The organism is Streptomyces sp. NPDC054842, from assembly GCF_053611025.1.
Genome location: NZ_JBSGZN010000002.1, coordinates 37,829 through 63,982, shown reverse-complemented (window position 1 = coordinate 63,982; position 26,154 = coordinate 37,829). Strand labels below are relative to the sequence as shown.

Here is a 26,154-nt window from a genome sequence, read left to right as displayed (position 1 = left end):
CGTCAGGTCCTCCCGAACATCGCGCCCCGGCGCACCGCGAAGGGTCCGATGGCGAGCAGGTCCACGGGAGCGGAGCCGAAGCACTCCAGGGCGTCGCGTGGATCGTCGACCATGGGCCGGCCGGCGGTGTTGAGGCTGGTGTTGACCACCACGGGCACTCCGGTGCGCTGCTCGAAAGCGGTCAGCATGCGCGCCACGAGCGGTTCCTGGCGGGCGTCGACGGTCTGGATGCGGGCGGTGCCGTCGACGTGCACGACGGCCGGGATGCGGTCCCGCCACTCCGCGGCGACGTCGTGCACGAACAGCATGTACGGGCTGGGCAGCGGGCCGCCGGAGAACAGTTCATGGGCGCGTTCCGCGAGCACCATGGGCGCGACCGGCCGGAACTCCTCACGGCCCTTGACCCTGTTCAGCCGCTCCAGGTTCTCGGCCCGGCCCGGGTGGGCCAGCAGGGAGCGGTGGCCGAGGGCGCGCGGTCCGTACTCGCTGCGTCCCTGGAACCAGGCGACGACGCCGTCCCGGGCCAGTTCCTCGGCGACGGCCTCGGCGATGTCGGCGGGCTCCTCATGGGGGACGCCGGCCTCCTGGAGCCAGGCGCGGATCTCCTCGTCGCTCCAGCCGCGGCCGAGGTCCGCCCCGGGCATGCGCTCGGGGTTCTCCGCCAGGTGCAGGGCACCGCCCAGCGCGGTCCCGGCGTCCCCGGCGGCGGGCTGGACCCATACGTTCCGGTACGGGCCGAGAGCGGCGATCTTGGAGTTCGCGACGCAGTTGAGGGCGACACCGCCGGCCAGGGCGAGGGCTTCGCCGCCTGCTTCGCGGTGCAGCCAGTGCACCAGGTCGAGCAGCACCTCCTCGAGGACGGCCTGGGTGCTGGCGGCCAGGTCGGCGTGGTCCCGGGTCCACTGCTCGTTCTTGCCGCGGGGCTGGGTGAGGGCGGCCCAGTCGACGCCGTGGGCGCGGAAGCCGCCGTCGCCGGTGGCGTGCACGTACTCCCGCAGCTGCGGGAGGAAGCGGGGCTTGCCGTAGGAGGCGAGCGCCATCACCTTGTACTCGTCGCTGCTGCGCAGGAAGCCCAGGTGGTGGGTCAGGTCCTCGTAGACGAGCCCGAGCGAATGGGGCAGCGGCTGGGTGAAGAGGGTGTCCAGCTTGCCGTCGCCGTAGCGGCCCGCCAGGTGCGAGGCGCTCTCGCCGCGGCCGTCCAGCACCAGGACGGCGCTGTCGGGGTGCGGGGTGGCGCGTCCGGCGGAAGCGGCGTGCGCGACGTGGTGCGGGACGAAGACGACCCGCTCGGGGTCCAGGCCCGGCAGCGCCTCGGCGAGGAACTCGGGGGCGCGCCGTGCGTAGTCCTGTCGCATCGGGTCCCAGGGGTCGTCCAGGCCCATGTCGGCGGCGGGCCGGGCGAGCTTGGGGTCGTAGGAGTAGGTGACGGCGTCCAGCTCCTCGGCCCGGACTCCGGCGTGCTCCAGACACCAGCGGGCGGACAGTTCGGGCAGCTCCCAGGCGGAGAACGGAAGCGGCCGCTTGCCGTGCTTGCGGCGGCTGAAGCGCTCCTCCTCCGCGGCGGCGACCGTGCGGCCGTCCACCAGGAGGGCGGCGGCAGGATCGTGGAAGAGGGCGTTGATTCCCAGAATGCGCATAGGTGCTCCGTCTCGGACGGCGTGCGGCCTCGCTCTGGTCCCGGCGAGTCCCGCACCGCGGTTGTCTCAAACATGTGAAGTCAGCTCACTCCCCGGACGGCCGAACGCGGGCCGTCCGTGGGCGTGCATCGCTGGTCACGGCGCGTGTCGCCACCGCGAAAGGGAGATGTGCTCAGGAATGTCAAGCGGCCACGGACCGCGAGAACCAGCCAACCGTCCGCTTCAGGCCCTCGGTCCAGTCGACGCGGGGCTGCCATCCGAGCCGCTCCAGGGCCAGCCGGGTGTCGGGCCTGCGCCGGCCGGGGTCGTCGACCGGCCGTTCGACGAACCGGATGCGCGAGGAGGACCCGGTGATCTCGACGATCCGGCGGGCCAGCTCCAGCATGGTGATCTCCTCACCGCCGCCGATGTTGACCGGTCCGGGGTCACCGGAGGCGGCCAGGGCCAGGACGCCGTCCACGGTGTCGTCGACGTAGCACAGCGACCGGGTCTGGCTGCCGTCACCGGCGACGGTCAGCGGCACGCCGTCCAGTGCCTGCGAGATGAACGCGGGGACGGCGCGGCCGTCACCGGTGCGCATGCGCGGACCGTACGTGTTGAAGATGCGCACGATGGCGGTGTCGGTACCGTGCACCTGCCGGTGTGCGGTGACCAGGGCCTCGGCGAAGCGCTTCGACTCGTCGTAGACGCTGCGCGGGCCCACGGGATTGACGTTGCCCCAGTAGGACTCCCGCTGGGGGTGCTCCAGCGGGTCGCCGTACACCTCGGAGGTGGAGGCGAGGACGAAGCGGGCGCCGTCGGCGCGGGCCCGGTCCAGCGCGTGGCGGGTGCCGGTGCTGCCGACGTCCAGCGTCTCCAGCGGCAGGCGCAGGTAGTCGACGGGCGAGGCCGGGCACGCGAAGTGCAGCACCAGGTCGAAGCGGCCGGGAAGGGCCTTCCAGGCCCCGGCGTCGGTGGCGTCCGCGCGCACGAAACGGAAGCCGGGATGCTGTTCGAGTGCGGCCACGTTGCCCCGGGAGCCGGTGGCCAGGTTGTCGAGGCACACGACGTCGCACCCGCTGTCGAGCAGCCGATCGCACAGATGGGATCCCACGAATCCGGCGCCACCGGTCACCAAGACCCGGCGCCAGGCCTGTCCGCCCATGGGACTCTCCTCGCTCTTGGGTTCACATGTGTCGCTTGAGTAACCAAACGCGACATTTGCATGCTCAACCCCCGGCGCCCCTCGGGCATCCGAGCGGGGGGATTCCAAGGGCCACCTGGGGAAACGGGCAGTCTTCATTCCTTGAATTGCGCTTCGACCGCCCCCGTGCTTCCTCCCCACTGCGCCAGGTCGGCGGAGGTGACTCGGTGGTTCCGGGTACCCGGCTGCTCCCGGAGCCGACCAAGACAGGCCCGGCACGGGGCGAGGCGAGGAGGTACGGGATGGGACCGAGGAACCAGGTGGTCGTGGTGACCGGAGCGTCCGGCGGAATCGGACGGGCCACCGCCGAGGCGTTCGCCCGCAGGGCGCGGTGCACGGCGGCTGGCACGGGCGACGGCGCACCGCGGTGCGCCGCACGGCCGTCGCCGCCGCCCTCGTGGGAGCCGCTGTCACCGCCGGGCGCCGGCTGAGCCGGGGGCCGGTGGGCGCCTGACCGACGCCCGGCCGTGCGCCGGAGGAGGACCGGGTCGGGTCGGGCCGGACGAGGTGTCCGCGTGGGCGGTGGGCACATCCGGCGACGCCCGGGCGTTTCTTCTCACTTGACCGTGCAACCCGGCAGGAGGGCAGACCCCGCGGCGCGGACGTGTCGACGCGCCACACGACTGAGGAGGCATTTGATGGATCACTCCCGGGTTCCGGTCCTGGAGGCCCTGCAGGAGTTTCGGCGCCGGGGTGACGTGGTGTACGGACCGCCGGGCCACAAACAGGGGCTGGGAGTCGATCCGCGAGTCGTCGACATCATGGGGGAAGGCGTCTTCGCCTCCGACGTGCTCTCGCTCAACGGACTCGACGACCGCCGCCAGTCGCAAGGGGTCATCTCCCAGGCGGAGGAGCTGATGGCCGACGCCGTCGGGGCCGAGCAGGCGTTCTTCTCCACATGCGGCAGTTCCCTGTCGGTGAAGACCGCGATGCTGGCGGTCGCCGGGCCCGGCGAGAAGCTGCTCATCTCCCGCAACGCCCACAAGTCGGTGATCGCCGCGGTCATCGTCAACGGCGTCGAACCCGTATGGGTCCACCCGAAATGGGACGCCGAACGTCACCTGGCGCACCCGCCGGAGCCCGAGAACGTCCGGGCGGCACTGCAGGCGCATCCCGACGCGAAGGGCATGCTGCTGATCACCCCGACGGACTGGGGCTCCTGCGCGGACATCCGCGGCGTCGCCGACGTGTGCCACGACCACGACGTTCCCCTGATCGTGGACGAGGCCTGGGGAGCGCACCTCCCCTTCCACCCCGATCTGCCGTCGTGGGGCATGGACGCCGAAGCCGATCTGGTGGTGACGAGCGTCCACAAGATGGGAGGCGCCATCGAACAGAGTTCCGTCTTCCACCTCCAGGGCGACCGCGTCTCCCCGGACGTCCTCAAGCAGCGCGAGGACCTGCTGGGCACCACGAGCTCCTCGTCCCTCGTGTACGCCTCGCTCGACGGCTGGCGTCGGCACATGGTCCAGCAGGGACACGGCCTGCTGGAGACGGCCCTGCACCGTGCCGCGCGCATTCGCGAGGCGGTCACCGCCATGCCCGGCCTGCGCCTCATGGGCCAGGAGGTCGTCGACGAGAAGCTCACCCAGGAGCTGGACCAGCTGAAGATCACGATCGACGTGCGGGAACTCGGCATCAGCGGCATGCAGGCCGCCGAATGGCTGCGGGCGCACTGCCACGTCGACGTCGGCTCGTCCGACACCTGCCGCATCAGCGGGCAGATCACCCACGCCGACACCGACCGGACCGAACAGCTCCTCGTCGACTCCCTCCAGCGTCTGGTCGACCGAGCGGACACCATCGACGCCCGCACCCCCGTGCAGCTCCCGCAGCCCCCCGACGAACTGGAGCTCGAGCAGGCGGTCCTTCCCCGTGACGCCTTCTTCGGCCCGGCCGAGCAGATCCGTGCCGACAAGGCCGTCGGACGTATCGCAGCGGAGATGATCAGTCCCTACCCTCCCGGCGTCCCCGTCGTGGCCCCCGGGGAAGTCATCACGACAGCCGTGGTCGACTACCTGAAGAGCGGCACCGCCGCCGGCATGCTCATCCCCGACGCGGCCGACCCCACCGCCCAGACCCTGCGCGTCACCGCTCGATGAGACGGCCGTCAGCCGCGACAGGCGACTTCGTCCGCCTCGTGCCCCACCCGCACCGGCCTCGCACCGCTGACGGCTCCCCCGGCGGACCGGCGGCCGTGCGGAGAAGAGCCTGACGGCGGCGCGGGCGAGCCGGCGACCGGACCGGTCAGGCCGCATCTCGACGACGGACGGAGACGACGATGGCAGGCACATGGTTGATCGGTGAGACGTCCGCGGTGGCGAGGCGCACGCACGAGACACCGTCGCGCCCCTGGCGGGCGATTCTGCTGGGACTCGCCCGGCGGGAGGACCCGCAAGCGACGGCGGCGGACTCCCTGACCGAGCTGGAACGCCTGGCCGCCACCGATCAGATCGCCGTGGTGGACCGCCTGGTGCAAGTCCGCGACCGTCCCGACCCGGCGACATACCTGGGTTCCGGGAAGGTGCGCGAGCTGGCGGAACTCGTGGCGGCCCGTCAGGCGGACCTGGTGATCAGTGAAGGCGAGCTCACTCCCGGCCAGGTACGCACTCTGGAGGAGAGCATCGGGGTCCGGGTGGTGGACCGCACCAGGCTGATCCTGGACATCTTCGGCGAGCACGCCCGCAGTTCCGAAGGCAAGGCACAGGTGGAGTTGGCCCAGCTGGCTTACGAGCTGCCGCGGCTGCGGGGCCAGGGCCGCGAGCTGTCGCGCATCGGGGGCGGCCGGGTGGCGGGCGGTGCGGGTATCGGCGTCCGCGGACGCGGTGAGATGCGGCTGGAGATCCAGCGACGCCACCTGCGACGGCGTATGCGCGCCCTGCGGGAGCAGGTGCGCCGCACCGCCCGCCGACGGGAGGTGACGCGGCAGCGACGGGCGCACAACCGGATCCCGTCCGTGGCGATCACCGGCTACACCAACGCCGGCAAGTCGGCCCTCCTCAACCGGCTGGCGGGCGCGGACGCCGATGTCGCCGACGTCCTGTTCGCCACGCTCGACCCGCTCGTCCGCCAGGCCGGCACCGCCGCCGGACTGACCTACACCCTGACCGACACGGTCGGGTTCGTGCGCCGTCTGCCGCACCAGCTGGTCGATGCCTTCCGGTCGACACTGGATGAGGTCGTCCAGGCGGACCTGGCCCTGCACGTCGTCGACGCGTCCTCGCGGGAGGCGAACGAGCACATCTCCACCGTTCGCGGCGTCCTGCACGACATCGGTGCCGACGCCGTCCCCGAACTACTGGTGCTGAACAAGGCGGACGTCGCCGACCCCGAGCAGTTGACCAGGCTGCGGCGGGAGCATCCCGGGGCCGTCGCCGTGTCCGCCCGCACCGGCGAGGGACTGGACGATCTCCGCGCTGCCCTGCAGAAACGCCTGCGAACTCTCCCCCGGCCCACCGCCGGTGGCGGTCCGCCCTCGATAGAGACACCGTCGTGAAGAGGCATCGCCCGACGAGCGGCACGGGCCGACTGCGACGCGTCGGGATGATCGATCCGGTGCCGCCGCCTGCCACGAAACGGACCGCGACCCGGCGAGGCCCTGTGCGAACTTCCTGCGGTGACGCCAGGTCTCACAAGAGCCTCTGTCAGCAATGAACGCACCTCAGCCGCAACCCGCCGATGATCGCCGCACCTAAGCCGCTCGCCGGCCGGCCCGGTGCTTGACCGTCGGGCCGAGTACCGCCTCCGCGAGCTCCAGGAGGCGGCGGGGCTGTTCCCGCCAGCCGATGAACCGCACCGACAGGCCCTTGGTGTGCGCCGCCTTGCAGAGCCGGCTGACCAGGCGCAAACCGGCGACGTCCATGAAGGTCACACCTCCCATGTCGATGAGCACATCGTCGGTGGGCTTGGGCAGCTGAGCCAGCACCTCTTCCAGGAGTTCCTGGGCATGGTGATCGAGGTCGCCGTACAAGAACATGCGACACGTCCGACCGACGCGAACCGAGGTGAACGAGAAAGCGCTCATCGCGACAAGACCCTCCGGGAGGGGAGTTGTTCGCCGACCCATGAGGGTCCGCAGGCGGAGGCTTCCCAACCGCACGGCCGACATGCGGGAGTTCGGACAGGAACGAGCTCCCACGACACGACCGCCGCTCGCGTCGGACGATCACACCCCGGCGGGGAGCGGAGGGGCCATCGTCTCGTCACGCACCCACGCGCAGCTTCGCGCGATGAGCCGACTCACATGCATTTGTGAGATCCCGAACCTCTCCGCGATGCGCTTCTGCGTCATGCCTTCGAAAAAGCGCAGGTAGAGGATGGCCCGCTCGCGTTCGGGCAGTTTCCGCAGCGCTCGGTTGACCGTCTGGCGGTCCACCACGATCTCCAGCGCGGGGTCCACGAAACCCAGCGTGTCGGCGAGGCTGTAACCGTCGCCTTCGCCGTCGCCATCAGCCCGGATCGCGGCGTCCAAGGACAGCGCGCGGTAGCTCTGCAACGCCTCCAATCCCATGACGACTTCGTGCTCGGAGAGGCCCGCGTGGGCAGCGAGCTCGGCTCGGGTGGGTTCGCGGCTGCCGGGGCGCTGGGTGAGTTCGCGGCGGGCCAGACGCACCTGGTTGCGCAGTTCCTGCACTCGACGAGGCACCCGCACGGCCCACAGCCGGTCCCGGAAATGCCGCTTCACCTCGCCGGTGATGGTGGGGACCGCGTAGCTTTCGAAAGGACCCTGCTCCGGGTCGTACCGGTCGACGGCCTTGACGAGACCGAGCGCGGCCACCTGACGCAGGTCTTCGATGTCTTCGCCGCGGTCACGGAACCGGCTGGCGATCCGGTGTGCCATCGGCAGCCACATGCGTACCAGTTCGGCGCGTACGGCCTCGTGTTCCGGCCCCGGGGCCAGCCCCTTCAGCCGAGTGAAGAGCGCGGCCGCGCCGTCAGGGGGTGCGGTATGGGCAGCCTGCCTCGGAGGGCGCGTGGCGGCCCTGTCGGCGACATCGGTGGGCATCCGGCGGGGCGGACCGGCGCGACCGGTCGTCATATCGGAAACCACGGGAGATCACTCCTGGACGGTGAACCCGGGTTCGGACCGGAACGGCGTGGGAACGGGCCCGAAGGAAGTCATCAGAGGTTCGCCGTGCGGTGACCGTGCCCGGCCCGCCGGAGGCGGCCGCAGCAGGGGGACGATCCCGCTCGGCGCGCGCCTCCGATCCGAAGCACGATCCACGGGTCCCCCCGTGAATCGCTGCCAAACACGCCTCCTTCACCCCGCTCGACGGAGCGGGGCATGGGCGGATCGGTATGGAGGTCGAGCGGGCAGGTCCGGGGAGGAAGCGCCGCCTCATCGTCGGCGGACGGACCAGGCCACGCTGTATCGCTGCCCGGCGGAAACCGTCGCGCCATCGGGCAACTCCCTCCGTCCTCAGCGGCTTTCCGCCCTTCCTCGGCGAGTCGACAAAGCGCCTTGTGGTCCAGGAGCGCCAACTCCCGGATCAGCACGCCCGCGAGGATCGGCGGCAGCGTCCCGTGGAGGTCGGCTGTGCGCAATGCGCGCACGAGCGACAGGCCGGCGCCCGCGATGACTGGCGAGGGGGGCCTGCCGTCTCACGGTCCTGGGCCGGTCGCCGTGGCCACGGTGGTGTGGGGCCGGGCAGCGAGCACGCCCGGCCCCCTTGCTGACGGTCAGTTACGGAACGCGTCGTGGGTGAGGTAGGTGCCGGTGGGCGGGGTGATCGTGGTGCGGTTGGGGCCGCTCTCCCAGACGACGGGGGCGTTCGGGGTCTTGACGATGTACTTGTACTCCACGCCGGTGTTGGCGGGCAGGACCACGGTCGCCGACCAGGTCGGGTATGCGGCCGAGGAGAGCGGCACGGCCTTGTCGGGGTTCCAGGAGCCGAGTTCCGGGCGGTTCCCGGTCACGTAGACCTGCTGACCCCATCGCGTGTACGCCGTGGCGTTGAACGTCGCGACGACTGAGTTCTCCCTCGCCGCGGCGGAGGGGGCGGCGAGCGCCGGCGGGGCGATGAGCGCCCCCAGAAGGAGCGCCAGTACGGCTGCGAACCCCAGACGCAGGCGGGTTCCGGAACGGGTGTGCGGCATGAGAAGCGTCCTTTCGGATGACGGTGTGAGGGTCTGTCGGTCCGACGGACGCCATCCTCGTGACGTGGACACACCTTGCGCAAATGGGTGAAGGAATTTTCAGACGTGGTGGAACAGTGAAGCAAGTTGCCTGTTCAGAGTCGCTTCATCGCGATGAAAGACTTGCAGGACAGTCCGCCGACATGTCGAGCCGCCGGCCCCACGCACAGGACCGACGGCGGTGCCCCCGCACTGCCTCGTGTCCCTATTTGCCCCGATGGAGCGGATCGGCCGCAGCGACCAGCGGTAATCACGTCGGCTGCCCGAGTCGACAGGCAATGTCTCAATGCGCGCGATGGCCTCTGCCGCACTGCCCGTTCGATGCGATGGCTCCGAGCTCCCTCATTCACCCCTGGGCCCCCGCCCGGCTCCCCGCTCAGGCTGCACCGCTCACCGACCGCCGGGCCCGCTGGCGCGAAGAGGCACACTGGAAGGACGTATGCAGCGAGTGGCGAATGGCGAAGAAGGTCACTATGGCAGGTGCATCCGAGTCTTCAGGGTCGAGCGTGATGATCACCGAACTGGACGACCGACGTGCCGAGGTGACCCTCACCGGAGATGTCTGCGCCCCGATGCTGCGCGAGATGGAGGGATTGTTCGCGGACCCGGGCTTGCGGGACGTCAAACAATGGGTGGTGGATCTGCACGCCGTACCGCGTATCGAGCTGGCGTGCGCCTACGCGCTGCTGGGGGCCGTCACCCGGCACTCCGGGACGTCCACGGTCCGCGGTGCGCGCCGCGGCGTGCTGCGTACGTTGCGGCATGCCGGCCTTGACCGGGCGGCGGTCATCGAGGAGTAGCGGCAGCACCGGCCCACGACGGCGGGGACGGCGTGATGCCCCGAGGTCGTTCCCGGCGCGTCAGGCGCCACCGCGTCACGTACCCGACGGCTGGGGGCTCAGCAGGAGCAGGGCGATGTCGTCGCCCGGCGCCGGGGCATGGCGGATGAGGGTGTCGGCCATGGCGTCGAGGTCGGTCGGGTCGGTGCCCGCCAAGAGGGCGGCGAGAGCCGTCGTCGCGTCGTCGAGGTCGACCCCGGGGGCTTCGACGAGCCCGTCGGTGTAGAGGGCGAGGACGCAGCCGGGAGGCATGGCGAACTCCCGGGTGGGATACCGGGCGGCCGGATCGATGCCGAGGAGCAACCCCGGTGGCACGCGCAGGAGTTCGGTGCGTCCGCCCGGGTGCCGCAGCAGGGGCGGCGGGTGGCCTGCGACAGCGACGCAGGCACGCCGGCGGCCCAGGTCGAGGTGGACGTAGGCGCAGCTGGTGAACAGTCCGGGGTCCAGGTCGGTCAGCAGACGGTTGGCGGCGGCCAGGACGTGGTCGGGGGGTGCGCCCACGGTGGCGTGTGCGTGGACGGCGGTGCGGACCTGTCCCATGAGGGCCGCGGCATCCACGTCGTGGCCCTGGACGTCGCCGATGGTCGCGGCGGCGGTGCGTTCGTCGAGGCGGATGAGGTCGTAGAAGTCGCCGCCGATGTCCAGGCCGCGCGCGGCGGGAAGGTAGCGGGCGGCCACCTTCAGGCCGGGGACGTCGGGGAGTGTGTGGGGCAGCAGTGCCGACTGCAGGCGGTGGGCGACGTCGTAGTTGGCGTCGTAGAGACGGGCGCGGTCGAGCGCCTGCCCGACCAGGCCGGCCAGGGAGACGAGCACGGCGCGTTCACCGGGCGCGAAGGTGTGGGGCCGTGCGTACGCGAGCAGCAGGGACCCGACGGGGCGGCCGGAGGCGATCAGCGGCAGGAAGGCCCACGCCGCCATCCCGTCCTCGTGGACGGTGGACGGATAGGCCCGCTGCAGCTCGGTGAAGTCCGCGAAGAATCCCGGGACGCCGTCGGCGAGCACCTTGACGCCGGGAATGTCCGAACTCAGGGGAACGGCATCGAAGTCGGCCAGCACATCCGCCTGGTACCCCCGGTGTCCGATGATCTTCAGGCGGCCTCCCTCCGCGGCCATGACGACCATGCCCTGCGCCCCGAGGGCAGGCAGCAGCTGGTCGGCCGTCTGCTGGACCACGTCCTGCACGCTGGCGGCTTCGGTGAGCGTGGCCGCCAGATGCATCAAGTGGTAGAGCACGGTGGCGCGGCCCGGCCCCGCGGCCGTCTCCGGGAGACGCACCTGAGCGCCGTCGTCCGCGGCGCCGGGTCTGATGCGGACGCTGACGCCGGAGGAGTCCGGATACAGCTCGAACGTCAGCCAGGCGTCCGGTGGCCGCACCACCGTGAAGACCTGGGGCCGGCGGCTGATGAGGGCGGCGCGGTAGCGGTCCTCGACCTGCGGGACGTCCATCCACGGCAGGACCTCCCACGGCAGCGCTCCCAGCAGGTCGTCCCTGCCGACACCGACGAGATCGGCCGCCGCCTGGGTGATGAAGGTGATGCGACCGTTGAGGTCCATCGCGCATGCGCCCTCGGGCAGGCGGTCGAGGAACGCGGCGACTTCGGTGGCCTCGCCAGGGGAAAGGCTGCGCCCGCCCGATGCGGGCAGAGCCCGGGGCCGGCCGGCGGGCAGCAGCGGCTCGCCGCGGTCCGCCTCCTCCTGCAAGCGGTTGCCCAGGCGGCGGCAGCCGGCCTCGATGACGTCCCGCTCGTGCGGACTGAGCTCCTGCGGCCTCGTGCCGGGCCACAGCAGCACCACCCCGCCCAGGACACCTGCGTCGCTGCTGAGAGGAGCGGCGGCCAGGGCGAAGTCGTACGGCAGTACGAGCGCCGGTCGCGGGTAGCGGCTCGCCATCGCCTCCTGCCCGCCGATCCACACCAGGCGCCGTTCCCGGACGGCGTCCGCCACGGGGATCGGATCAGTCAGGGCCACCCGTGTCCAGGGGGCGAACGTCTCCTGCGGCGCCCCCGTGGTCACCGTCAGCCACACAGCGTCGCCCTTCGGCGACAGCACATACAGCAAGGCCCCGGAAGCACCGCTTTCCCGCACCAGATCCAGCAGTGCCGCGTCCATCAAGGGCCTGCCTCGGCCAGTAGGGGCGGGGAGGACGGTGGAATGTCAGCCGCTGCGGGCCTGTCCGGCGGCCGCCGGGCCTTCCCCACCCGGCCGGAGCCGTCCCGGTCCGCCCACAGGATGCCTGCTGCGCGCCGACGTCGTCGCGTGCTTCGCGCCGCGCCCCGCAGTGCCGGCCGGCGCGACCGGCGGCTGCGCCACGCAGGTCCGGGCCGGGCCGCCCGACGACGACCACGCCGAACATCACCCATGGAACGGACGATACGCCCAGACGTTGGGGACGGCACGGGTGAACGACAGCAACGCGATGTCGGCTTCGGCACGGCCCCGGCCGCCAGGTCCGTCGTCGGCGGGCGAGCGATGCGGACGCGCCGGCCCGGGCTGCGCGGGGTCCTCCGGGCCCCGACGCAGGACACGCGCGCCGTGCACGTGTCGCGGCTCGGCCGGCAGACGGTGGATGACCGGCACGCAGACCAGCGTCGTGAAAAAGGGCCCGAACGGGTGCACCGGAAAGAAGATCGTCTGCCCGACGAGGCACAGCACCGCCGGACGGATGCCCGTAAGGCGCGACCCGCCGAACCGGCCCTGGCCGGAAACGGAGATCCGTCAGTGGGCGGCAGGCTCGACATGGGAGGCGGGCGGCCGTCCCGGACTGTCGTCCAGGAACTCACGGATCGCGAAGCACAGCAGGGTGATCGCCGCGGTCCACACCACGACCGCCACCGTCGGGTAGCTCCAGGTGAACAGCACGACGGCGGCGACCACCAGGATGACCACCCCGATCCAGCGCTTGAAGCGGTGGACGAACCGCCCGACCGCGCCGAGCCGCAGTCCCGCCGACGTCGCCGCGTCACGCACGGCACCGATGCCGGTGCGGCAGCCGGTGCGCGTGAGGACGGCGATCCGGGACGGCCCGGCCAGGAAGGCACCGGCGGCGGTGAAGAGGGCGACCGCCGCCAGCGAGCGCACCGCGGCCCGCAGGAACCTCACCAGCGCGTCGTACACGGATCCCGCCGCGGCCTGGGACGCTCCCGGAGGCAGGTGATCGAGGTAGATGTCGCGGGCGACGGTGAGACCGATACCGAGGACCAGCATGGCGAGGAACACGGCCAGCGCGGCCCCGATGAGCGCGTGCCGGCGGTGGAACGCCACGTATACGCCCGCTGCCGCAACCAGCAGGGCGATGAGGGGCAGCCAGCCGCCCAGGATCTCCAGCACGCGCACGTACGTCTTGATCTCGCCGACGTCCTTCGAGGCGAACACCACGAAGTCCGTGTGCACGGCCGGGATCTTCGCGGCAGGAGAGAAGCCGGCGTCGACCAGCTGGTCCTTCACCTGGGCGACGATCGGGCCGAGGTCGACGACGACCTGGTTGTCCTTGAGCTTGACCGTGCTGTCGGACTGGCCGGTCAACGCCTTGTCCAGCGCGGAGTGCGCCCTGCGGTTGGCGTTGACCCACACCGTCTCGAAGGCGCTGCTGGTCACCACTTTCTCCACGGTTCCGCTGACCAACCGCTTCAGGCCGTTGCTGATGGGACCGTCCAGGTCGCCCAGCAGCTTGGTCACCCGCGGTGGGACACCGTCCTGCTCGGCCGCCTGCGTCAGCTGCTTGACCAGGGCGTCCACGTCCACCTGCGCCAGCACCGCGTCGGTGACCCGGTTGGTGACCGCCTTCTGCACATCGGGGTCGCCGGCCAGCGGCTTGACGGTGTCGACGTACCGGTCGGTGTCCTGCACGATGCTGTCCGCCCACACCGCGACGACGGACAGCAGCGACAGCAGCCCGGCGAGAAGGATCAGCAGGACGGAACCGAGTGAGCGAAGCAGGTGATGCCGCGGCACCGGCGACGGCCCGGCATCCTCCAGGGCATTCACCCGCTGCCGCAGTTCGTTCAGCTCGTTGCGTTCCCCGGCCGAAAGCTGTCCGTCACCACTGTGGCTCATGGACCCAGCCAAGCGACCCGGCGGCCGGTCCGCGACCTCGGCGAACCATGTGAGTGAACGGCGCAGGTGCGCCGCCGGTGGTCCGATGATGCAATTGACACGACAGAGGCGGGGCGTGCCGGGGGACATTCGCAAGCACCCGAGGTGAGACCGTGAGCAGCGAATTCGAAGAAATGGGTCCGATCGACTACCTCGTCGTCGAGTTCCCCGGCAACCGGATGACAGGTGAGGGGTTCCCCCTCCTCGTCGACCTGGTGGATCGCGGACTCATCAGGATCCTGGATCTGATGTTCGTCAGGAAGGACGCCGACGGATCGGTGACCGGCATGGAGATCGCCGACCTCACGGGCGACGGTGAGCTCGACCTCGCCGTCTTCGAGGGCGCGTCGTCGGGGCTGCTGGGCCAGGACGACATCGAGGAGGCGGCCACCGCACTCGAGCCGGGCAGCTCCGCCGGCATCCTGATCTACGAGAACCGGTGGGCCGCGCCCTTCGCCGCCGCTCTTCGCCGGGGCGGGGGCCGGATGGTCGCCTCCGGACGGATTCCGATGCCCGACCTCGCCGCCGCACTCGACGCGATCGAGACACCTCTCTAGGGCTCAGCCCACCAGAAGGGACACAGTCATGCCAGGTCTCCTCCGCGGGGTCGCGCGCACCGCCGTCGTCGCCGGCACGGCCACCGCCGTCTCGAACCGCGTCTCCCGCCGACAGCAGGGCCGGTGGGCGGCGCAGGAGGGCTACGAAGCGCCCGCGTACCCGTCGCCCTCGTACGCCGAACCGCCGCCTCCTCAGGCCCCTCCGGCCCCTCCGGCGGTCCCCGACATGACCGACAAGATCGAGCAGCTGAAGCAGCTCGGTGAGCTCAAGTCCCAAGGGGTGCTGACCGAGGCCGAGTTCACGGAGCAGAAGCGCAGGATCCTCGAGTCCTGACCGCCAGCCTGCGCACGGCCGCGGCGGCCTTCCGAACCCGGCCGTGCGGGTTGTGCACGACCCATCCGCGCCGGTCGGCGACCGGCTCGCGCCGACGTGGACGAGGACCGCGGCGGACAGGCGGCGTGCCTTGGCCGCGCCGTTGCCGTGCCGCGCCTTGGGTGCGCCGCGCCTTGGCCGCACCGCACTTCTGCCGCGCCGAACGCATCACCGCGGTTGCCGCTCGCCTCTCCCCCGGCGAACGTGGGAACGGCCGACCCCGGCAGCGTGGGAACGGCCGTCCCGGCAGCGGGGCAATCACCCGCGGCCACGCACCGTTGCGCGCCGGCGGGCCGGGGATGCGCTGATCCGACCGCGGCCCCGGCCGCACACCACCCTCGTCCCGACGCAAGGGAGCACAGCCCATGACCGAGGCCCGGCCCGGCAGCCCCGGAGCGGACCGGCGCGTCGCCGACACCACCGCGATGTCGGCGCTTCCCCTCAGCGGCCCCAGCCTGTCGGCTCACGCCGGGGCGGCCACGGACCTGCGGCGGGTCGGCATCTCCCCCGACCACTGGTATCCGGTGGCGACCTCCCGCAGCGTACGGCGCAACCGCACCTTCGCGACCGCCTTCGCGGGTCAGCGGATCGCCCTCTACCGCGGGAGCAGCGGTACCGTCCACGCGCTGGAGGACCGCTGCGCGCACCGCCAGGTACCGCTGAGCATGGGCGTGGTGCAGGGCGAGATCCTGCGCTGCTGCTACCACGCCTGGGCCTATCGCGGCGACGGACGCATCTCGCAGATCCCCTACCTGCCCAAGGGGTGCGCACGGCCGCCGCGCGGCGTGCGCTCGTACCCGGTCCGCGAGGCGTACGGCCTGGTGTTCCTGTTCCCCGGAGAGGCGGCACTGGCGGAGGCCGCGCCGTTCCCCTCTCTGCCCGAGTACCACTCCCCCGCCCACCGGACCATGACGTTCTCCCGGACGGTGCGGTGCCACTACTCGTTCATGCACGAGAACCTCCTCGACATGAACCACCAGTTCCTTCACCGCAGTGTGCTGGGCCGGATCCAGCCCGAGTTGCTCGGGTACGAGACGGGCCCGCGGCACGTCGAGGCCCGGTACCTGTTCGTCCCGGCCGGGGGCCGCAAGGACCGGGGTGCGGGCCTGCTGTCGGCGGAGGGCATCGGCGGCAAGGACACACCGGACGTCATCACCATCCGCACGCAGTACCCGTACCAGACGCTGCGGGGTGTTCCCGACGGCACGGACACACCCGCGTTCTCCCTGTGGGCCGCCTACGTTCCGAAGGACGCCGAGCAGCGCGTGAACCACGCGTTCGGCCTCCTCACGATCGCGAAGCCGGCCGTGCCCGGAGTGATCCACCTCGCGTGGCCCCTCATCCGCCGGTTCACCGAGCGCGTCTTCGCCCAGGACCGCATGGCCGTCGAAGCCGAACAGCGCGCCTGGGACGAACAGGGCGAGGACCGCAACCACGAGGTCTTCCCGCTGATCCTGGACGTCCGCCAGGTGCTCCGCAGCAATGGCGTGCCACTGCGTCCGACCGAGGCGCTCGCGGGTCCCCCGTGCGGTTCCGCCGGGCCGGCTGGTCTCCCTTGACGTCTCCGGCAGGCGTCAATGCAAGCCCTGCGTTCAGCACACAGGCGAGGACCTAGCGGGGCCCCGAAAAGGCCGATCCGAACTCCGTCCCGCCACCGGCCGAATCGATGGCGCGAGAACATCAGCTGCCGACACCAGCGGCCTCAACGGAGGCTGGAGGCACCGGGACCGGCCTGTCCAGCACCTGGTCCAAGACCTCGGTGAGCAACCGCGCCGGATTCTCCGGGAGTTCAGTGGCGCGCATCGCGACGACGGCGTCCGGACGGACGAGCAGTGCCCCTTCGGCGGACAGCCACGGGACGTCGACGCGGTGCGCGGGAAGTGCGAGGTCCGCCGCGGCGCTGATCCAGCGCTCGCCGGCGACGCCCACCAGCAGGGTCCACCGGGACGCCACCAGGTCGAGCGTGGAGATCCCGTCGATCCACGCGTGGGGGACCCGTGACCCGGGCGATCCGTCCAGCACCAGGTCCACCGTGGACGGGAGTTCCGGCCGCGGATCGACGACCGCGGCGGAGTCGTACCGCTGGCCGAGGTGCACGACCGGCGCCGCCCACACCCCCGCCGCCGCCCTGGCGGCGTCGGCCTCGGGTCCGCGCCCCCAGTGCAGTTGAGGGTCGGCGAGCCTGCGCCTGGCCTGGTCCAGCGTGGCCGCCGCGACCGGCTCACGCTCGTGCGCGTACGTGTCGAGCAGCGCGGCACCGGCGTGGCCGTGGTGGACGGCGGCCAGCTTCCACGCCAGGTTGTGCGCGTCGGCGACCCCGGTGTTGAGGCCGAACGCGCCCAGCGGCGAGACGGTGTGCGCGGCGTCGCCCACCAGGAACACCCGGCCCACGGCGAAGCTCTCGGCCGCCGCGCTCCGAGGCCGCCACGGCAGCACGCTGCGTACCTCGACGTCGAGTTCGGGATCGCCGACCGCCAGCCGGACCAGCGCGGCGCAGCGCTCGTGGGTGAAGTCCTCGGGGCGTTCACCGCCGTCGACGTCGCACCGGACGTGGAAGACCCAGTCGGTCTCGCCGTCCACGGTGGCCAGCAGTCCGGGCGCCTCCGGCGTGGTGATCGTGCACGTGGCGAAGGACATGCCCCGCAGCTGCGGCCGCAGGTCGGCCCGGAACAGGATGTTGATCATCGACTTGCCCAGGTCGCCCGGCCCGGAGGTGGCCACGCCGAGCGCGGTACGGACGGTGCTGTGCGTGCCGTCGGCGGCGACCACGCGCGCGCACCGCAGCGAGTACGGGCCTTCGGGACCTACGAGTTCGACGTCGGCTCCGTCGGCGTCCTGCCTGATGCCGACCAGGCGGGTCGACCAGCGCAGGTCCGCCCCTCGGCGCGCCAGGTCGGCTGCCACCACGGCGTCGAGCCGGTCCTGGGCGCAGACTCCGCGGAGCCTGAACGGCGTCACGTCCAGCTCGTCGGCGGACGGCGTCGGCATCGGCACGGTCACGACGTCACCCGCGCCCATCTCGACGACGGTCCGCGCCACCGCCTTGCCCGCCGCGCCCCGGAGGTCGACCGCGACGGCGTCCACGGCGGTGTCCAGCCCGAGCTCGCGGAGGATCTCGACCGTGCGGGGCCCGATGCCGGTGGCGCGTGGGTGCACCGACGGCCCGGATCTGCGTTCCACCAGCACCACGGGGACGTCGTGGTGGGTGAGCAGTGCGGCGGTGAGCAGGCCGACGCTGCCTCCGCCGACCACGAGCACCGGCACTTCTGGGTACGCCGTATCCGTCATGGATACACCGTAGCCAGAAGGTAGGATGCGGGTCAACGAGAAAGGAAGCGCCGCGATGACCGAGCCCGTTCCCTCGTCGGTGTGGACCCGGCCGCGCCCCGAGCCCCGGCGACGGGCGCCCGGGGTGGACCAGTACGTCGCCGTGGCGCTGGCCGTCGCCGACGCCGAGGGACTGGCCGCGGTGTCGATGCGGCGGGTCGCCGGTGACCTCGGTTCCGGCACCGCCTCGCTCTACCGGTACATCGCCAGCCGGGACGAGCTGGTGGACCTCATGATCGACGCGGCGCAGGGCGAGGAGCCCTTGCCCGAGCCCACCGACGACTGGCGTGCCGATCTGGCGGCGGTCGCACACGCCTTGCGTGCGACGCTGCTTCGCCACCCCTGGCTGGCGGCCGAACTGGCGGGCAGGCCCGCGCTCGGCCCCAACTCCCTGCGCCGCTCCGAGTCCGCGCTGCGTGCCGCGGTCGCGCTCACACCCGACATCACCCTCGCCTCGCAGGCACTTGGCGCCGTGCACGCGTACGTACTGGGTTCCGTCGCCGCCCAACAGGCCGTGAAACGGGCGGAACAGCGCAGCGGGCTCAGCGAGGAGGAGTGGCAGCGCAGCGTCGGCCCCTACATCAGCGAGGTCCTCGCGGCGGGCGAACACCCGATGCTGGCCCGCCGCGTCCACGAAGCGGAGGAAGTCGACCCCGACGTCGCGTTCACCTTCGGCCTGGACTGTGTGCTCGACGGCCTGGCCGCCCGGCTGGACCGCTGAACCGGGACGCACGACGGGCGGGGGCCACGCCGGCTGTGGGCTGCTCCTCGGCGGATCGGTGCCTGCCCGGGCCTCAGCCGTCGGCGCGCATGGCCTCCAGCACGGTGCGCGCTCGCCTCACGACGGGCGGCCACAGGGATGGGGACCCCAGCGCGGCCACCACGTCGGCCCGTACGTGCGGTTACTTCACGTCGCCGCACACATGTCCGCGCGGCGTCAGCGGGCGAGCCTCTCGGGGATCGTCGGCAGAACCTTCTCGGCGATGGCGAGGAGGGCGCTGTCGTCGGGAAGGGCCCCGGACTCACTCCACACGGTGATGTCGCAGTAGCCACCCCTGTCGTGACGGTCCAGGGCCACGGACAGCGTCCTGGCCAGGGGGCCCTGCTCGACGGGGCCGCCAGAGGCGCTGGCTCCGAGGTCGATCTCGAACTTCATGGTGTGGTCCGAGGACAGCACGGCAGGCCGACCGAGGACCTTGAGGGTCTTGACGTCCCTCTCGTTCCCGTACTTCATCAACTTCACGTACTGGGCGGTCGACAAGCCGTTGTAGGTGGCCGAGACGTTCACCGTGTACGTGTCGAAGGCGACCTCGGCCTCCGGCTGGGCCACCCGGCCGTCCGTGAGTGGAGCGGTGTTGTTGGTGCCGGAGGCAGTCGTCGCGGTCTCTCCCGGCGTGCCGAGGAGCTTGGCCAGGTCCGGCCTGTTGAGCGCCTCGCACAGCTCGGCACCGGTCACAGGCCGGGGCTTGTCCTTGTAGGGCTTCGGAAGCTTCTCGTCCGCCTGGTCCGAACACGAGGCGGGCTGCGAGGCGTTGGCCTCGGACGGCATGAAGCGCGGGCCCGCCCACACCGCGACGCCGAGGGCCGCGAACACGGCCACGGCAGCGAGGGCCTGGCCCCACGCGTTGTGGTCCTTCTCCGGAGTGCGCGGGACAGCAGGCGCACCGGTTCCGGTCTGAGGCTGAGACGGCGGCGAGGACGAGAGCTGGGGCGGGGGCTCGGACGCCGAAACAGCGACCGCCGTCCCGTCCGCGGTGGCAACCGGACCCGGGTTCCGGCGTGCGCGCAGGGCCCGGACCACCCCGTGGACGCGTACGGCGGTGAACACGAGGAACACCAGACCGAGACCGGCCGCGGTCCAGTCACGATCGTGCACGGCGAGATACGAGATGCGTACGCCGAGGACCGATCCAAGTGCGATGAGCAGGGGCTCACGCACCCAGAAGGGCAGGAGACGGAGGAGGAAACCGAGCATCCGGTGATCTCATCAGGCCAAGATCGCATCCGCCGTGATGGAAGCCACAATTCCGGGCGCCCTCGGGTTTTGCCGCGACGCGGGACGAGAGGCCGACGGACGATCCCGGGTCCGGCTGCCGGGTCACAGCGGAAGCAGGCGCGGAACGGAGCGATGTCCCAGCGGAGTTCACTTCACCTCGCGGCCCGTTACTCCCTCACCCCGGCCGCGACCCTCGTGGCCTCCGGAGCTGGCCGCCGCAGACGGACCGGCGGGCTGGTCCACGCTCGGCACACGCCACGCGGGACAACCCCGACCTCAGAGGCTTCGTCCGCCGACGGCACGAACGCTTCGCTCGCCCGCAGCGTCATAGATGCATGAAGACAACGCGCCGCGCCGCCCTCCTGCTGCTGAGCACGGGGCTGCTCCTGTCCGGCTGCTCGGACTCGACCGGCATCGCCACCGGCTCACGGCGTACCGCGCCCACTCTGCCGGCCCGCACGGGGACACTCGACGATCAGCACGACGGCCCGGCGCACCCCAAGAAGCACAAGGCCTATCCGTACGACCTCTATACGCACTGCGGCATCAAGTGGGCCGAGTTCGGAGGGCATTGGTGGGTCCTCGACTCCGTTCTCCCCGGTCCCGAAAGGGTCAAGGGTGAGCCGCGGTGGCAGGAAAGCGAGACCCTGGCCGGGTACATGACCCTGACCGGCCCGGACACGGCGCACTTCGACGCCGCCGGCACACCGACACTGCTCTTCGTGCCGAGCAAGGTGGACCCACCCGGCTGCAAGTAGACCGTCTCCCCCACCAGCCCAGCCGCATTCATACGGCCAAAGCCTCCCACCAGTGCTCCCCTAGCGAGCCACGTCCGCGCATCGTCCTGGCCGCACACGGGCACACACCAGGACTCGCCCGGAAAGGCGACGACAGCCGACCGCTGTCCGGCCGGTCAGGCCAGGCGCAGGTCGATCCAGGGGACGGTGTCACCCTCGCGCAGCAGATAGCGTTCGAGTTCGACGAAGCCTTGGTGCAGGGCGAAGCGCAGCCCGTCGGCATTGGAGGCCAGTACCACCGTCTCGATCACCTCGGCGTCCAGTGCGCGGGCCTGGCCCAAGGCGCGCTCGTAGAGTCGAGCGCCGTGGCCGCGGCGGCGGTGTTCCGGCAGCACACGGGCGATGACCGTGGCGGTGCCGCCGTTGTCCTTGGTGGGCGGGCGCACGGTGGTGCAGCCGATCAGGACGTCGCCGAGGTACGCGACCTCCATGCGGTTGCGGCCGGTGCGGTCGCGGACGTCGTCGAGCGACAGCACGTCGCCGGGGACGATCAGGTTGTGGGCGTAGCGCCAGTCGCGGATCGAGTCGTCGTCGTCCACCGTCTGGATACGAAGGTCGTTCATCGGCCCAGCAAATCGGTGTTCGCGGTGGAACGTCAACCGGCAATGACGCGGGGGGACATGAGGTCCAGGACCCGGGAGACGAGGGCGGTCAGACCCCGTCGGTCAGGTGAGCGCGCTGTGCGGCGGCGTCGGCGACCGAGGGTGGCGCATGGCCGCAGTCAGGCCGCGAACAGGTCGAACGTCGAGGAGTGCCGCGGTCCCGCCAGCACGTCGAGCTGCGGGTCCACCGCCAGTACCGCCTGATGCATCCGCTGCAACTGCGGCGACGGCTCAACCCCCAGGTCGTCGATCAGCCGCATCCGCAGCCTGCGGTAGACCTCCAGCGCCGTCGCCTGCCGGCCCGCCCGGTACATCGCCAGCATCGCCTGCGAGTGAAGCCCCTCGTGGTGGGGATGCCGCGCCGTCAGCTCCGTCAGCTCGGCGATCAACTCCGAGTGCCGGCCCAGCCGCAGATCCGCGTCGATACGCCGCTCGACCGTCACCAGCCGGCTCTCCTGCAACCGCATGACCTCGATCTCCAGCACCGGCCCCAGCTTCACATCCACCAGCGGCGCGCCACTCCACAACTCCAGCGCCGCACCGAAACGGGCCGCGGACAACTCGTTGTCGCCCGCCTCGAACGCCGCCTGCCCCTGACGGATCCACTCCTCGTAGCGGTTCACGTCCACGCAGCCCTTGTCGATCTGCAGCAGATACCCGCCGTGCCGGGTGACCAGAACGTCCTTCGCCCCCGAGCCGGACCCCGGCCCGATCGCCGTCCCCAACCGCCGCCGCAGCTGCAGAATGTAGGTCTGCAACGTCGTCAGCGCACTCGCCGGCGGCTCACACCCCCACAGCTCCTCCATCAGCGTCGGAACCGGCATCACGCGCCCCGGATACAGCGCCAGCAGCGCCAGGATCTGCCGCGGCTTCCCCGCCGACGGAACGATCGACGCCCCGTTGACCTCGGCACTCAACGGACCCAAGACCTGAATCAGCATGGCGCCCTCCCCACCTCGTCGAGTTCGTGCCCCAGTTACCAGCCCGGCTGAAAAACACCGCCACCACGCACGCTAACGGCCCGCCCACGCCACCAACACGACCCTGTAGCCATCCTCCAGCGGCACTCCACACCACATGAGGTACCAGGCCGCTGAACTCGCCCTGTGCCAGGCGACCTTGAGTGCCGCGCATCCGTCGGCACGCCGGCGATGGTGGCGGTAGGACCACCCCCGATCGGGTGTTCAGCACCAGCGACCGGAAGCACCGAGAACGGCAGGATTCACACCACTGAATCAACAGGAGATGGCTCATACGAACCCAGGGGGACACCCATGCACGAAACCGTCGCCAGGCGCTTTGCGGGCCTCGCCGGCATCGCCACTGCTGTGGCCTTCATCATCGAAGTGCCTCTGTACTTCATCTATTCCGGTCCGCCGCCGGACGCGAACGTCCTCGCCAGGCTGTTGATCGGGATCTTCGCGCTGGCGTTTCTGATCGTCTTCGTGACGGCCTTCCGCGAGCTGGTCAAAAAGGCTGCCCCCGCCTCTGAATGGGTGGGTGCGTTGGCCTTCGCCGCGGGGCTGGTCTACGTCACGGTCACCCTGGTCTCCAGCGGGCTGGAAGCCGGTGCGGTCATCGCCGCCGACCATGCGATCGACCCGACCATCACCGTCGACGGCACCTACATCCTCTACGGGTCGATCGACCGCCTCGTGCTCGCCCTGTTCCTGACCGCCGTGGGCTACGGGATCTCCCGTACCGACCTGCTGCCGAAGTGGACCAGCCGCTCCGCGTTCGTCCTGGCCGGGGTCAACCTGGCCTTCGTGCCGTCTCTGTTCTTCGGCAACACCCCCGCGCACTTCTACGCGGCGAACGGCTGGGGCACCACCGCCCTGATGGGCGCGGTCTTCAGCTACTGGATGCTCGCGGTGGGCATCTCCCTCTGCCGTAGCGCCCCACGGTCGGCACCCGCTGACACGCCGGCTCCCGGGCGGGCACCGGCCTCGCCGTGAGCGCCTGACGCTGCCCGCGCCGGGCTGACCCGTCACGGCCGGGCGGGGACCGGCCGAGAACGCGGGTCACCTCCACCACGCAGGCGGGCCCGGGTACTGCCGACGCAGACCCGGACCCGCTGCAAGCTGCCCACCCGGGGAAAGGTGTGCTCACCGGGCGTCGACGGTCGGCATCCGACTCCCTCCGCCGGACATGCGGCCGCGGAGGGGTGACCTGCGCGACGCCTGCGCGGTGAGCGGCGTCTCACCGCCGCACCGTTGCTATGCAACGCGGTGCATAGCAAGATCGTGCCCATGGCGCTCGAGCACGCGATCCTCGTTTCCCTGCTGGAGAAGCCGGGCTCCGGCTATGAGCTGGCCCGGCGGTTCGAGCGGTCCATCGGCTATTTCTGGAACGCCACCCACCAGCAGATCTACCGCGTGCTCAAGCGCATGGAGAACGACGGCTGGGTCGACGTCCGGGACGTCCCGCAGTACGGGCGTCCCGACAAGAAGGAGTACACCGTCGCCGGGCCCGGCCGCACCGCGCTCTCCGCGTGGCTCCACGAGGCGACCCAGCCCGAGAACGTCCGGCACGACCTGGCGGTCAAGGTCCGAGGCGCCGCCTTCGACGATCCGACGGCCCTGATCAGCGAGGTCGAGCGGCATCGACAGGCGCACAAGGACCGGCTGGCCCATTACCTCGCGGGCGAGAAACGCGACTTCGCGGAGGCCCTTGCGAGCGGTCCGCCCGACGCCGAGCGCGAGCTCCAGCACGTCGTGCTGCGTGGCGGCATCGCGTACGAGCGAATGATGATCGCCTGGCTCGACGACGTCCTCACCACCCTCGCGGGCTTCACCACCGGCGACTGACCCGCCGGACAGCCCTCACACCCCGTATCCAGCGACAGACCCGTCCCCTCCCAGACGAAAGGCGGCACCCCGTGGCCGACGCGCTGCTGTTCAACCCGCGCACCTACAACCCCAGGCACTTCGACCAGGAGACCCGCAGGCTGCTGCGCGCCACCATCGACTGGTTCGAGGAGCGCGGCAAGCGCCGGCTCATCGAGGACTACAGCACCCGCGCCTGGCTGGAGGACTTCCTCGCCTTCGCCGCCCGGGAGGAACTCTTCGCCACCTTCCTCACCCCCGCCTCCGCCGCCGCGCCCGGTGAGAACGACAAGCGCTGGGACACCGCCCGCATAGCCGCCCTCAACGAGATCTTCGGCTTCTACGGCCTCGACTACTGGTACGCCTGGCAGGTCACCGTCCTCGGTCTCGGCCCCGTCTGGCAGAGCGAGAACCCCGCCGCCCGGGCCCGCGCCGCCGAACTGCTCTCCCAGGGTGAGGTGTTCGCCTTCGGCCTGTCCGAAAAGGCCCACGGAGCCGACATCTACTCCACCGACATGCTCCTGGAGCCGGACGGCTCCGGCGGCTTCCGCGCGAACGGCGCCAAGTACTACATCGGCAACGGCAACGCGGCCGGCCTCGTCTCCGTCTTCGGCCGCCGCACCGACGTCGAGGGCCCCGACGGCTACGTCTTCTTCGCCGCCGACAGCCGCCACCCGTCGTACCACCTGGTCAAGAACGTCGTCGACTCGTCGAAGTACGTCAGCGAGTTCCGCCTCACGGACTACCCGGTGAGCGAGGACGACATCCTGCACACCGGCCGCGCCGCCTTCGACGCCGCCCTGAACACCGTGAACGTCGGCAAGTTCAACCTGTGCACCGCGTCGATCGGCATCTGCGAGCACGCGATGTACGAGGCCGTCACCCACGCGCACAACCGCATCCTCTACGGCCGACCCGTCACCGCCTTCCCGCACGTGCGACGCGAACTGACGGACGCCTACGTGCGCCTGGTGGGCATGAAGCTGTTCAGCGACCGCGCCGTCGACTACTTCCGCAGCGCCGGCCCCGACGACCGCCGCTACCTTCTCTTCAACCCGATGACGAAGATGAAGGTGACCACCGAGGGCGAGAAGGTCATCGACCTGATGTGGGACGTCATCGCCGCGAAGGGCTTCGAGAAGGACACCTACTTCGCCCAGGCCGCCGTCGAGATCCGGAGCCTGCCGAAGCTGGAGGGCACCGTCCACGTCAATTTGGCGCTCATCCTCAAGTTCATGCGCAACCACCTCCTCGACCCGGTCGCCTTCGAGCCCGTCCCGACCCGTCTCGACGCGGCCGACGACGACTTCCTCTTCCGCCAGGGTCCCGCCCGGGGTCTGGGCTCGGTGCGCTTCCACGACTGGCGGCCGGCCTTCGACACCTACGCCCACCTGCCCAACGTCGCCCGCTTCCGTGAACAGGCGGACGCCCTCTGCGAGTTCGTCCGCACGGCGGCTCCCGGCGAGGAGCAGAGCAAGGACCTCGATCTGCTCCTCGCCGTCGGGCAGCTCTTCGCCCTCGTCGTCCACGGCCAGCTGATCCTGGAGCAGGCGGCCCTGACCGGCCTCGACGAGGACATACTCGACGAACTGTTCGCCGTCCTCGTCCGGGACTTCTCCGCGCACGCCGTAGAACTGCACGGCAAGGACTCCGCGACCCAGCAGCAGCAGGACTGGAGCCTGGGCGCACTCCGCCGTCCCGCCGTCGACGAAAAGCGTTCGCAGCGCGTCTGGCAGCAGGTCGAAGCGCTGTCGACCGCGTACGAGATGACGCCCTGAGCCCTGGCACCAC

22 protein-coding genes are annotated in these 26,154 nt (G+C 71.0%); 11 read left to right on the top strand and 11 right to left on the bottom strand.

Going from position 1 to position 26,154, the window contains the following annotated elements; genetic code table 11:
* Positions 1–2: 2 nt before the first annotated feature.
* Together ACWGIS_RS02005 and ACWGIS_RS02000 are read right to left on the bottom strand one after the other, a co-directional pair.
* Positions 3–1,637, bottom strand: a complete 1,635-nt coding sequence (locus ACWGIS_RS02005) for a carbamoyltransferase family protein (protein ID WP_453360478.1) — start codon at positions 1,635–1,637, stop codon at positions 3–5.
* A 181-nt stretch (positions 1,638–1,818) separates the two neighbouring features.
* Positions 1,819–2,781: a UDP-glucuronic acid decarboxylase family protein gene (locus ACWGIS_RS02000; RefSeq protein ID WP_453360477.1), complete on the bottom strand. Its 963-nt coding sequence runs from the start codon at positions 2,779–2,781 to the stop codon at positions 1,819–1,821.
* 677 nt (positions 2,782–3,458) lie between these two features.
* Here ACWGIS_RS02000 and ACWGIS_RS01995 point away from each other — a divergent pair.
* On the top strand, positions 3,459–4,922 hold the full coding sequence (locus ACWGIS_RS01995) for an aminotransferase class I/II-fold pyridoxal phosphate-dependent enzyme (RefSeq protein ID WP_453360476.1): 1,464 nt from the start codon (positions 3,459–3,461) through the stop codon (positions 4,920–4,922).
* 179 nt (positions 4,923–5,101) lie between these two features.
* The gene (gene hflX / locus ACWGIS_RS01990) at positions 5,102–6,316 is read left to right on the top strand and encodes a GTPase HflX (protein ID WP_453360475.1); all 1,215 of its coding nucleotides are present in this window, start codon (positions 5,102–5,104) and stop codon (positions 6,314–6,316) included.
* A gap of 195 nt (positions 6,317–6,511) precedes the next feature.
* Here hflX and ACWGIS_RS01985 read toward each other — a convergent pair whose 3' ends face one another.
* From ACWGIS_RS01985 to ACWGIS_RS01975, 3 genes are all read right to left on the bottom strand, one after another.
* Positions 6,512–6,796, bottom strand: coding sequence for an STAS domain-containing protein (locus ACWGIS_RS01985; RefSeq protein ID WP_453360474.1), 285 nt, complete (start codon positions 6,794–6,796; stop codon positions 6,512–6,514).
* A gap of 189 nt (positions 6,797–6,985) precedes the next feature.
* On the bottom strand, positions 6,986–7,870 hold the full coding sequence (locus tag ACWGIS_RS01980; protein WP_453360473.1) for an RNA polymerase sigma factor SigF: 885 nt from the start codon (positions 7,868–7,870) through the stop codon (positions 6,986–6,988).
* A gap of 629 nt (positions 7,871–8,499) precedes the next feature.
* The gene (locus ACWGIS_RS01975; RefSeq protein ID WP_453360472.1) at positions 8,500–8,916 is read right to left on the bottom strand and encodes a carbohydrate-binding module family 20 domain-containing protein; all 417 of its coding nucleotides are present in this window, start codon (positions 8,914–8,916) and stop codon (positions 8,500–8,502) included.
* Between the two features lie 512 nt (positions 8,917–9,428).
* On the opposite strand from ACWGIS_RS01975, the gene ACWGIS_RS01970 reads away from it, so the two are divergent.
* The gene (locus ACWGIS_RS01970) at positions 9,429–9,755 is read left to right on the top strand and encodes an STAS domain-containing protein (RefSeq protein WP_453360471.1); all 327 of its coding nucleotides are present in this window, start codon (positions 9,429–9,431) and stop codon (positions 9,753–9,755) included.
* A 75-nt stretch (positions 9,756–9,830) separates the two neighbouring features.
* Here ACWGIS_RS01970 and ACWGIS_RS01965 read toward each other — a convergent pair whose 3' ends face one another.
* The gene (locus tag ACWGIS_RS01965) at positions 9,831–11,903 is read right to left on the bottom strand and encodes a SpoIIE family protein phosphatase (protein ID WP_453360470.1); all 2,073 of its coding nucleotides are present in this window, start codon (positions 11,901–11,903) and stop codon (positions 9,831–9,833) included.
* Between the two features lie 606 nt (positions 11,904–12,509).
* Positions 12,510–13,847: a hypothetical protein gene (locus tag ACWGIS_RS01960; RefSeq protein ID WP_453360469.1), complete on the bottom strand. Its 1,338-nt coding sequence runs from the start codon at positions 13,845–13,847 to the stop codon at positions 12,510–12,512.
* A 173-nt stretch (positions 13,848–14,020) separates the two neighbouring features.
* Here ACWGIS_RS01960 and ACWGIS_RS01955 point away from each other — a divergent pair, with 173 nt between their 5' ends.
* The 3 genes from ACWGIS_RS01955 to ACWGIS_RS01945 all read left to right on the top strand — a co-directional run bounded on the left by ACWGIS_RS01955 (position 14,021) and on the right by ACWGIS_RS01945 (position 16,375).
* Positions 14,021–14,443 (top strand): DUF6325 family protein, encoded by a 423-nt coding sequence (locus ACWGIS_RS01955; RefSeq protein WP_453360679.1) that lies wholly within the window; start codon positions 14,021–14,023, stop codon positions 14,441–14,443.
* A 28-nt stretch (positions 14,444–14,471) separates the two neighbouring features.
* The gene (locus ACWGIS_RS01950; RefSeq protein ID WP_453360468.1) at positions 14,472–14,777 is read left to right on the top strand and encodes an SHOCT domain-containing protein; all 306 of its coding nucleotides are present in this window, start codon (positions 14,472–14,474) and stop codon (positions 14,775–14,777) included.
* A gap of 464 nt (positions 14,778–15,241) precedes the next feature.
* On the top strand, positions 15,242–16,375 hold the full coding sequence (locus ACWGIS_RS01945) for a Rieske 2Fe-2S domain-containing protein (protein ID WP_453360678.1): 1,134 nt from the start codon (positions 15,242–15,244) through the stop codon (positions 16,373–16,375).
* Between the two features lie 121 nt (positions 16,376–16,496).
* Here the strand turns inward: ACWGIS_RS01945 and ACWGIS_RS01940 are convergent, their stop codons facing one another.
* The gene (locus ACWGIS_RS01940) at positions 16,497–18,104 is read right to left on the bottom strand and encodes an FAD-dependent monooxygenase (protein ID WP_453360467.1); all 1,608 of its coding nucleotides are present in this window, start codon (positions 18,102–18,104) and stop codon (positions 16,497–16,499) included.
* 55 nt (positions 18,105–18,159) lie between these two features.
* Between ACWGIS_RS01940 and ACWGIS_RS01935 the strand changes: the two genes are divergently transcribed.
* A complete protein-coding gene (locus tag ACWGIS_RS01935) occupies positions 18,160–18,864 on the top strand; it encodes a TetR/AcrR family transcriptional regulator C-terminal domain-containing protein (protein WP_453360466.1) in 705 nt (234 codons plus the stop codon).
* 216 nt (positions 18,865–19,080) lie between these two features.
* On the opposite strand, the gene ACWGIS_RS01930 is transcribed toward ACWGIS_RS01935, so the two are convergent.
* Positions 19,081–20,118: a DUF6215 domain-containing protein gene (locus ACWGIS_RS01930; RefSeq protein ID WP_453360465.1), complete on the bottom strand. Its 1,038-nt coding sequence runs from the start codon at positions 20,116–20,118 to the stop codon at positions 19,081–19,083.
* Positions 20,119–20,474: 356 nt separating this feature from the next.
* On the opposite strand from ACWGIS_RS01930, the gene ACWGIS_RS01925 reads away from it, so the two are divergent.
* Positions 20,475–20,897 carry a hypothetical protein gene (locus ACWGIS_RS01925; protein ID WP_453360464.1) on the top strand — a complete coding sequence of 141 codons (423 nt, stop codon included), beginning with the start codon at positions 20,475–20,477 and terminating at the stop codon, positions 20,895–20,897.
* A gap of 155 nt (positions 20,898–21,052) precedes the next feature.
* Here ACWGIS_RS01925 and ACWGIS_RS01920 read toward each other — a convergent pair whose 3' ends face one another.
* Positions 21,053–21,499, bottom strand: coding sequence for a GNAT family N-acetyltransferase (locus ACWGIS_RS01920; RefSeq protein ID WP_453360463.1), 447 nt, complete (start codon positions 21,497–21,499; stop codon positions 21,053–21,055).
* A gap of 158 nt (positions 21,500–21,657) precedes the next feature.
* Positions 21,658–22,479: an AfsR/SARP family transcriptional regulator gene (locus ACWGIS_RS01915; protein ID WP_453360462.1), complete on the bottom strand. Its 822-nt coding sequence runs from the start codon at positions 22,477–22,479 to the stop codon at positions 21,658–21,660.
* Positions 22,480–22,812: 333 nt separating this feature from the next.
* Between ACWGIS_RS01915 and ACWGIS_RS01910 the strand changes: the two genes are divergently transcribed.
* The 3 genes from ACWGIS_RS01910 (at position 22,813) to ACWGIS_RS01900 (ending at position 26,141) form a co-directional block, all read left to right on the top strand.
* A complete protein-coding gene (locus ACWGIS_RS01910; RefSeq protein ID WP_453360461.1) occupies positions 22,813–23,493 on the top strand; it encodes a hypothetical protein in 681 nt (226 codons plus the stop codon).
* Between the two features lie 294 nt (positions 23,494–23,787).
* Positions 23,788–24,345, top strand: a complete 558-nt coding sequence (locus tag ACWGIS_RS01905; RefSeq protein ID WP_453360460.1) for a PadR family transcriptional regulator — start codon at positions 23,788–23,790, stop codon at positions 24,343–24,345.
* A gap of 71 nt (positions 24,346–24,416) precedes the next feature.
* Positions 24,417–26,141, top strand: a complete 1,725-nt coding sequence (locus ACWGIS_RS01900) for an acyl-CoA dehydrogenase family protein (RefSeq protein WP_453360459.1) — start codon at positions 24,417–24,419, stop codon at positions 26,139–26,141.
* The last annotated feature ends 13 nt before the right edge of the window (positions 26,142–26,154 follow it).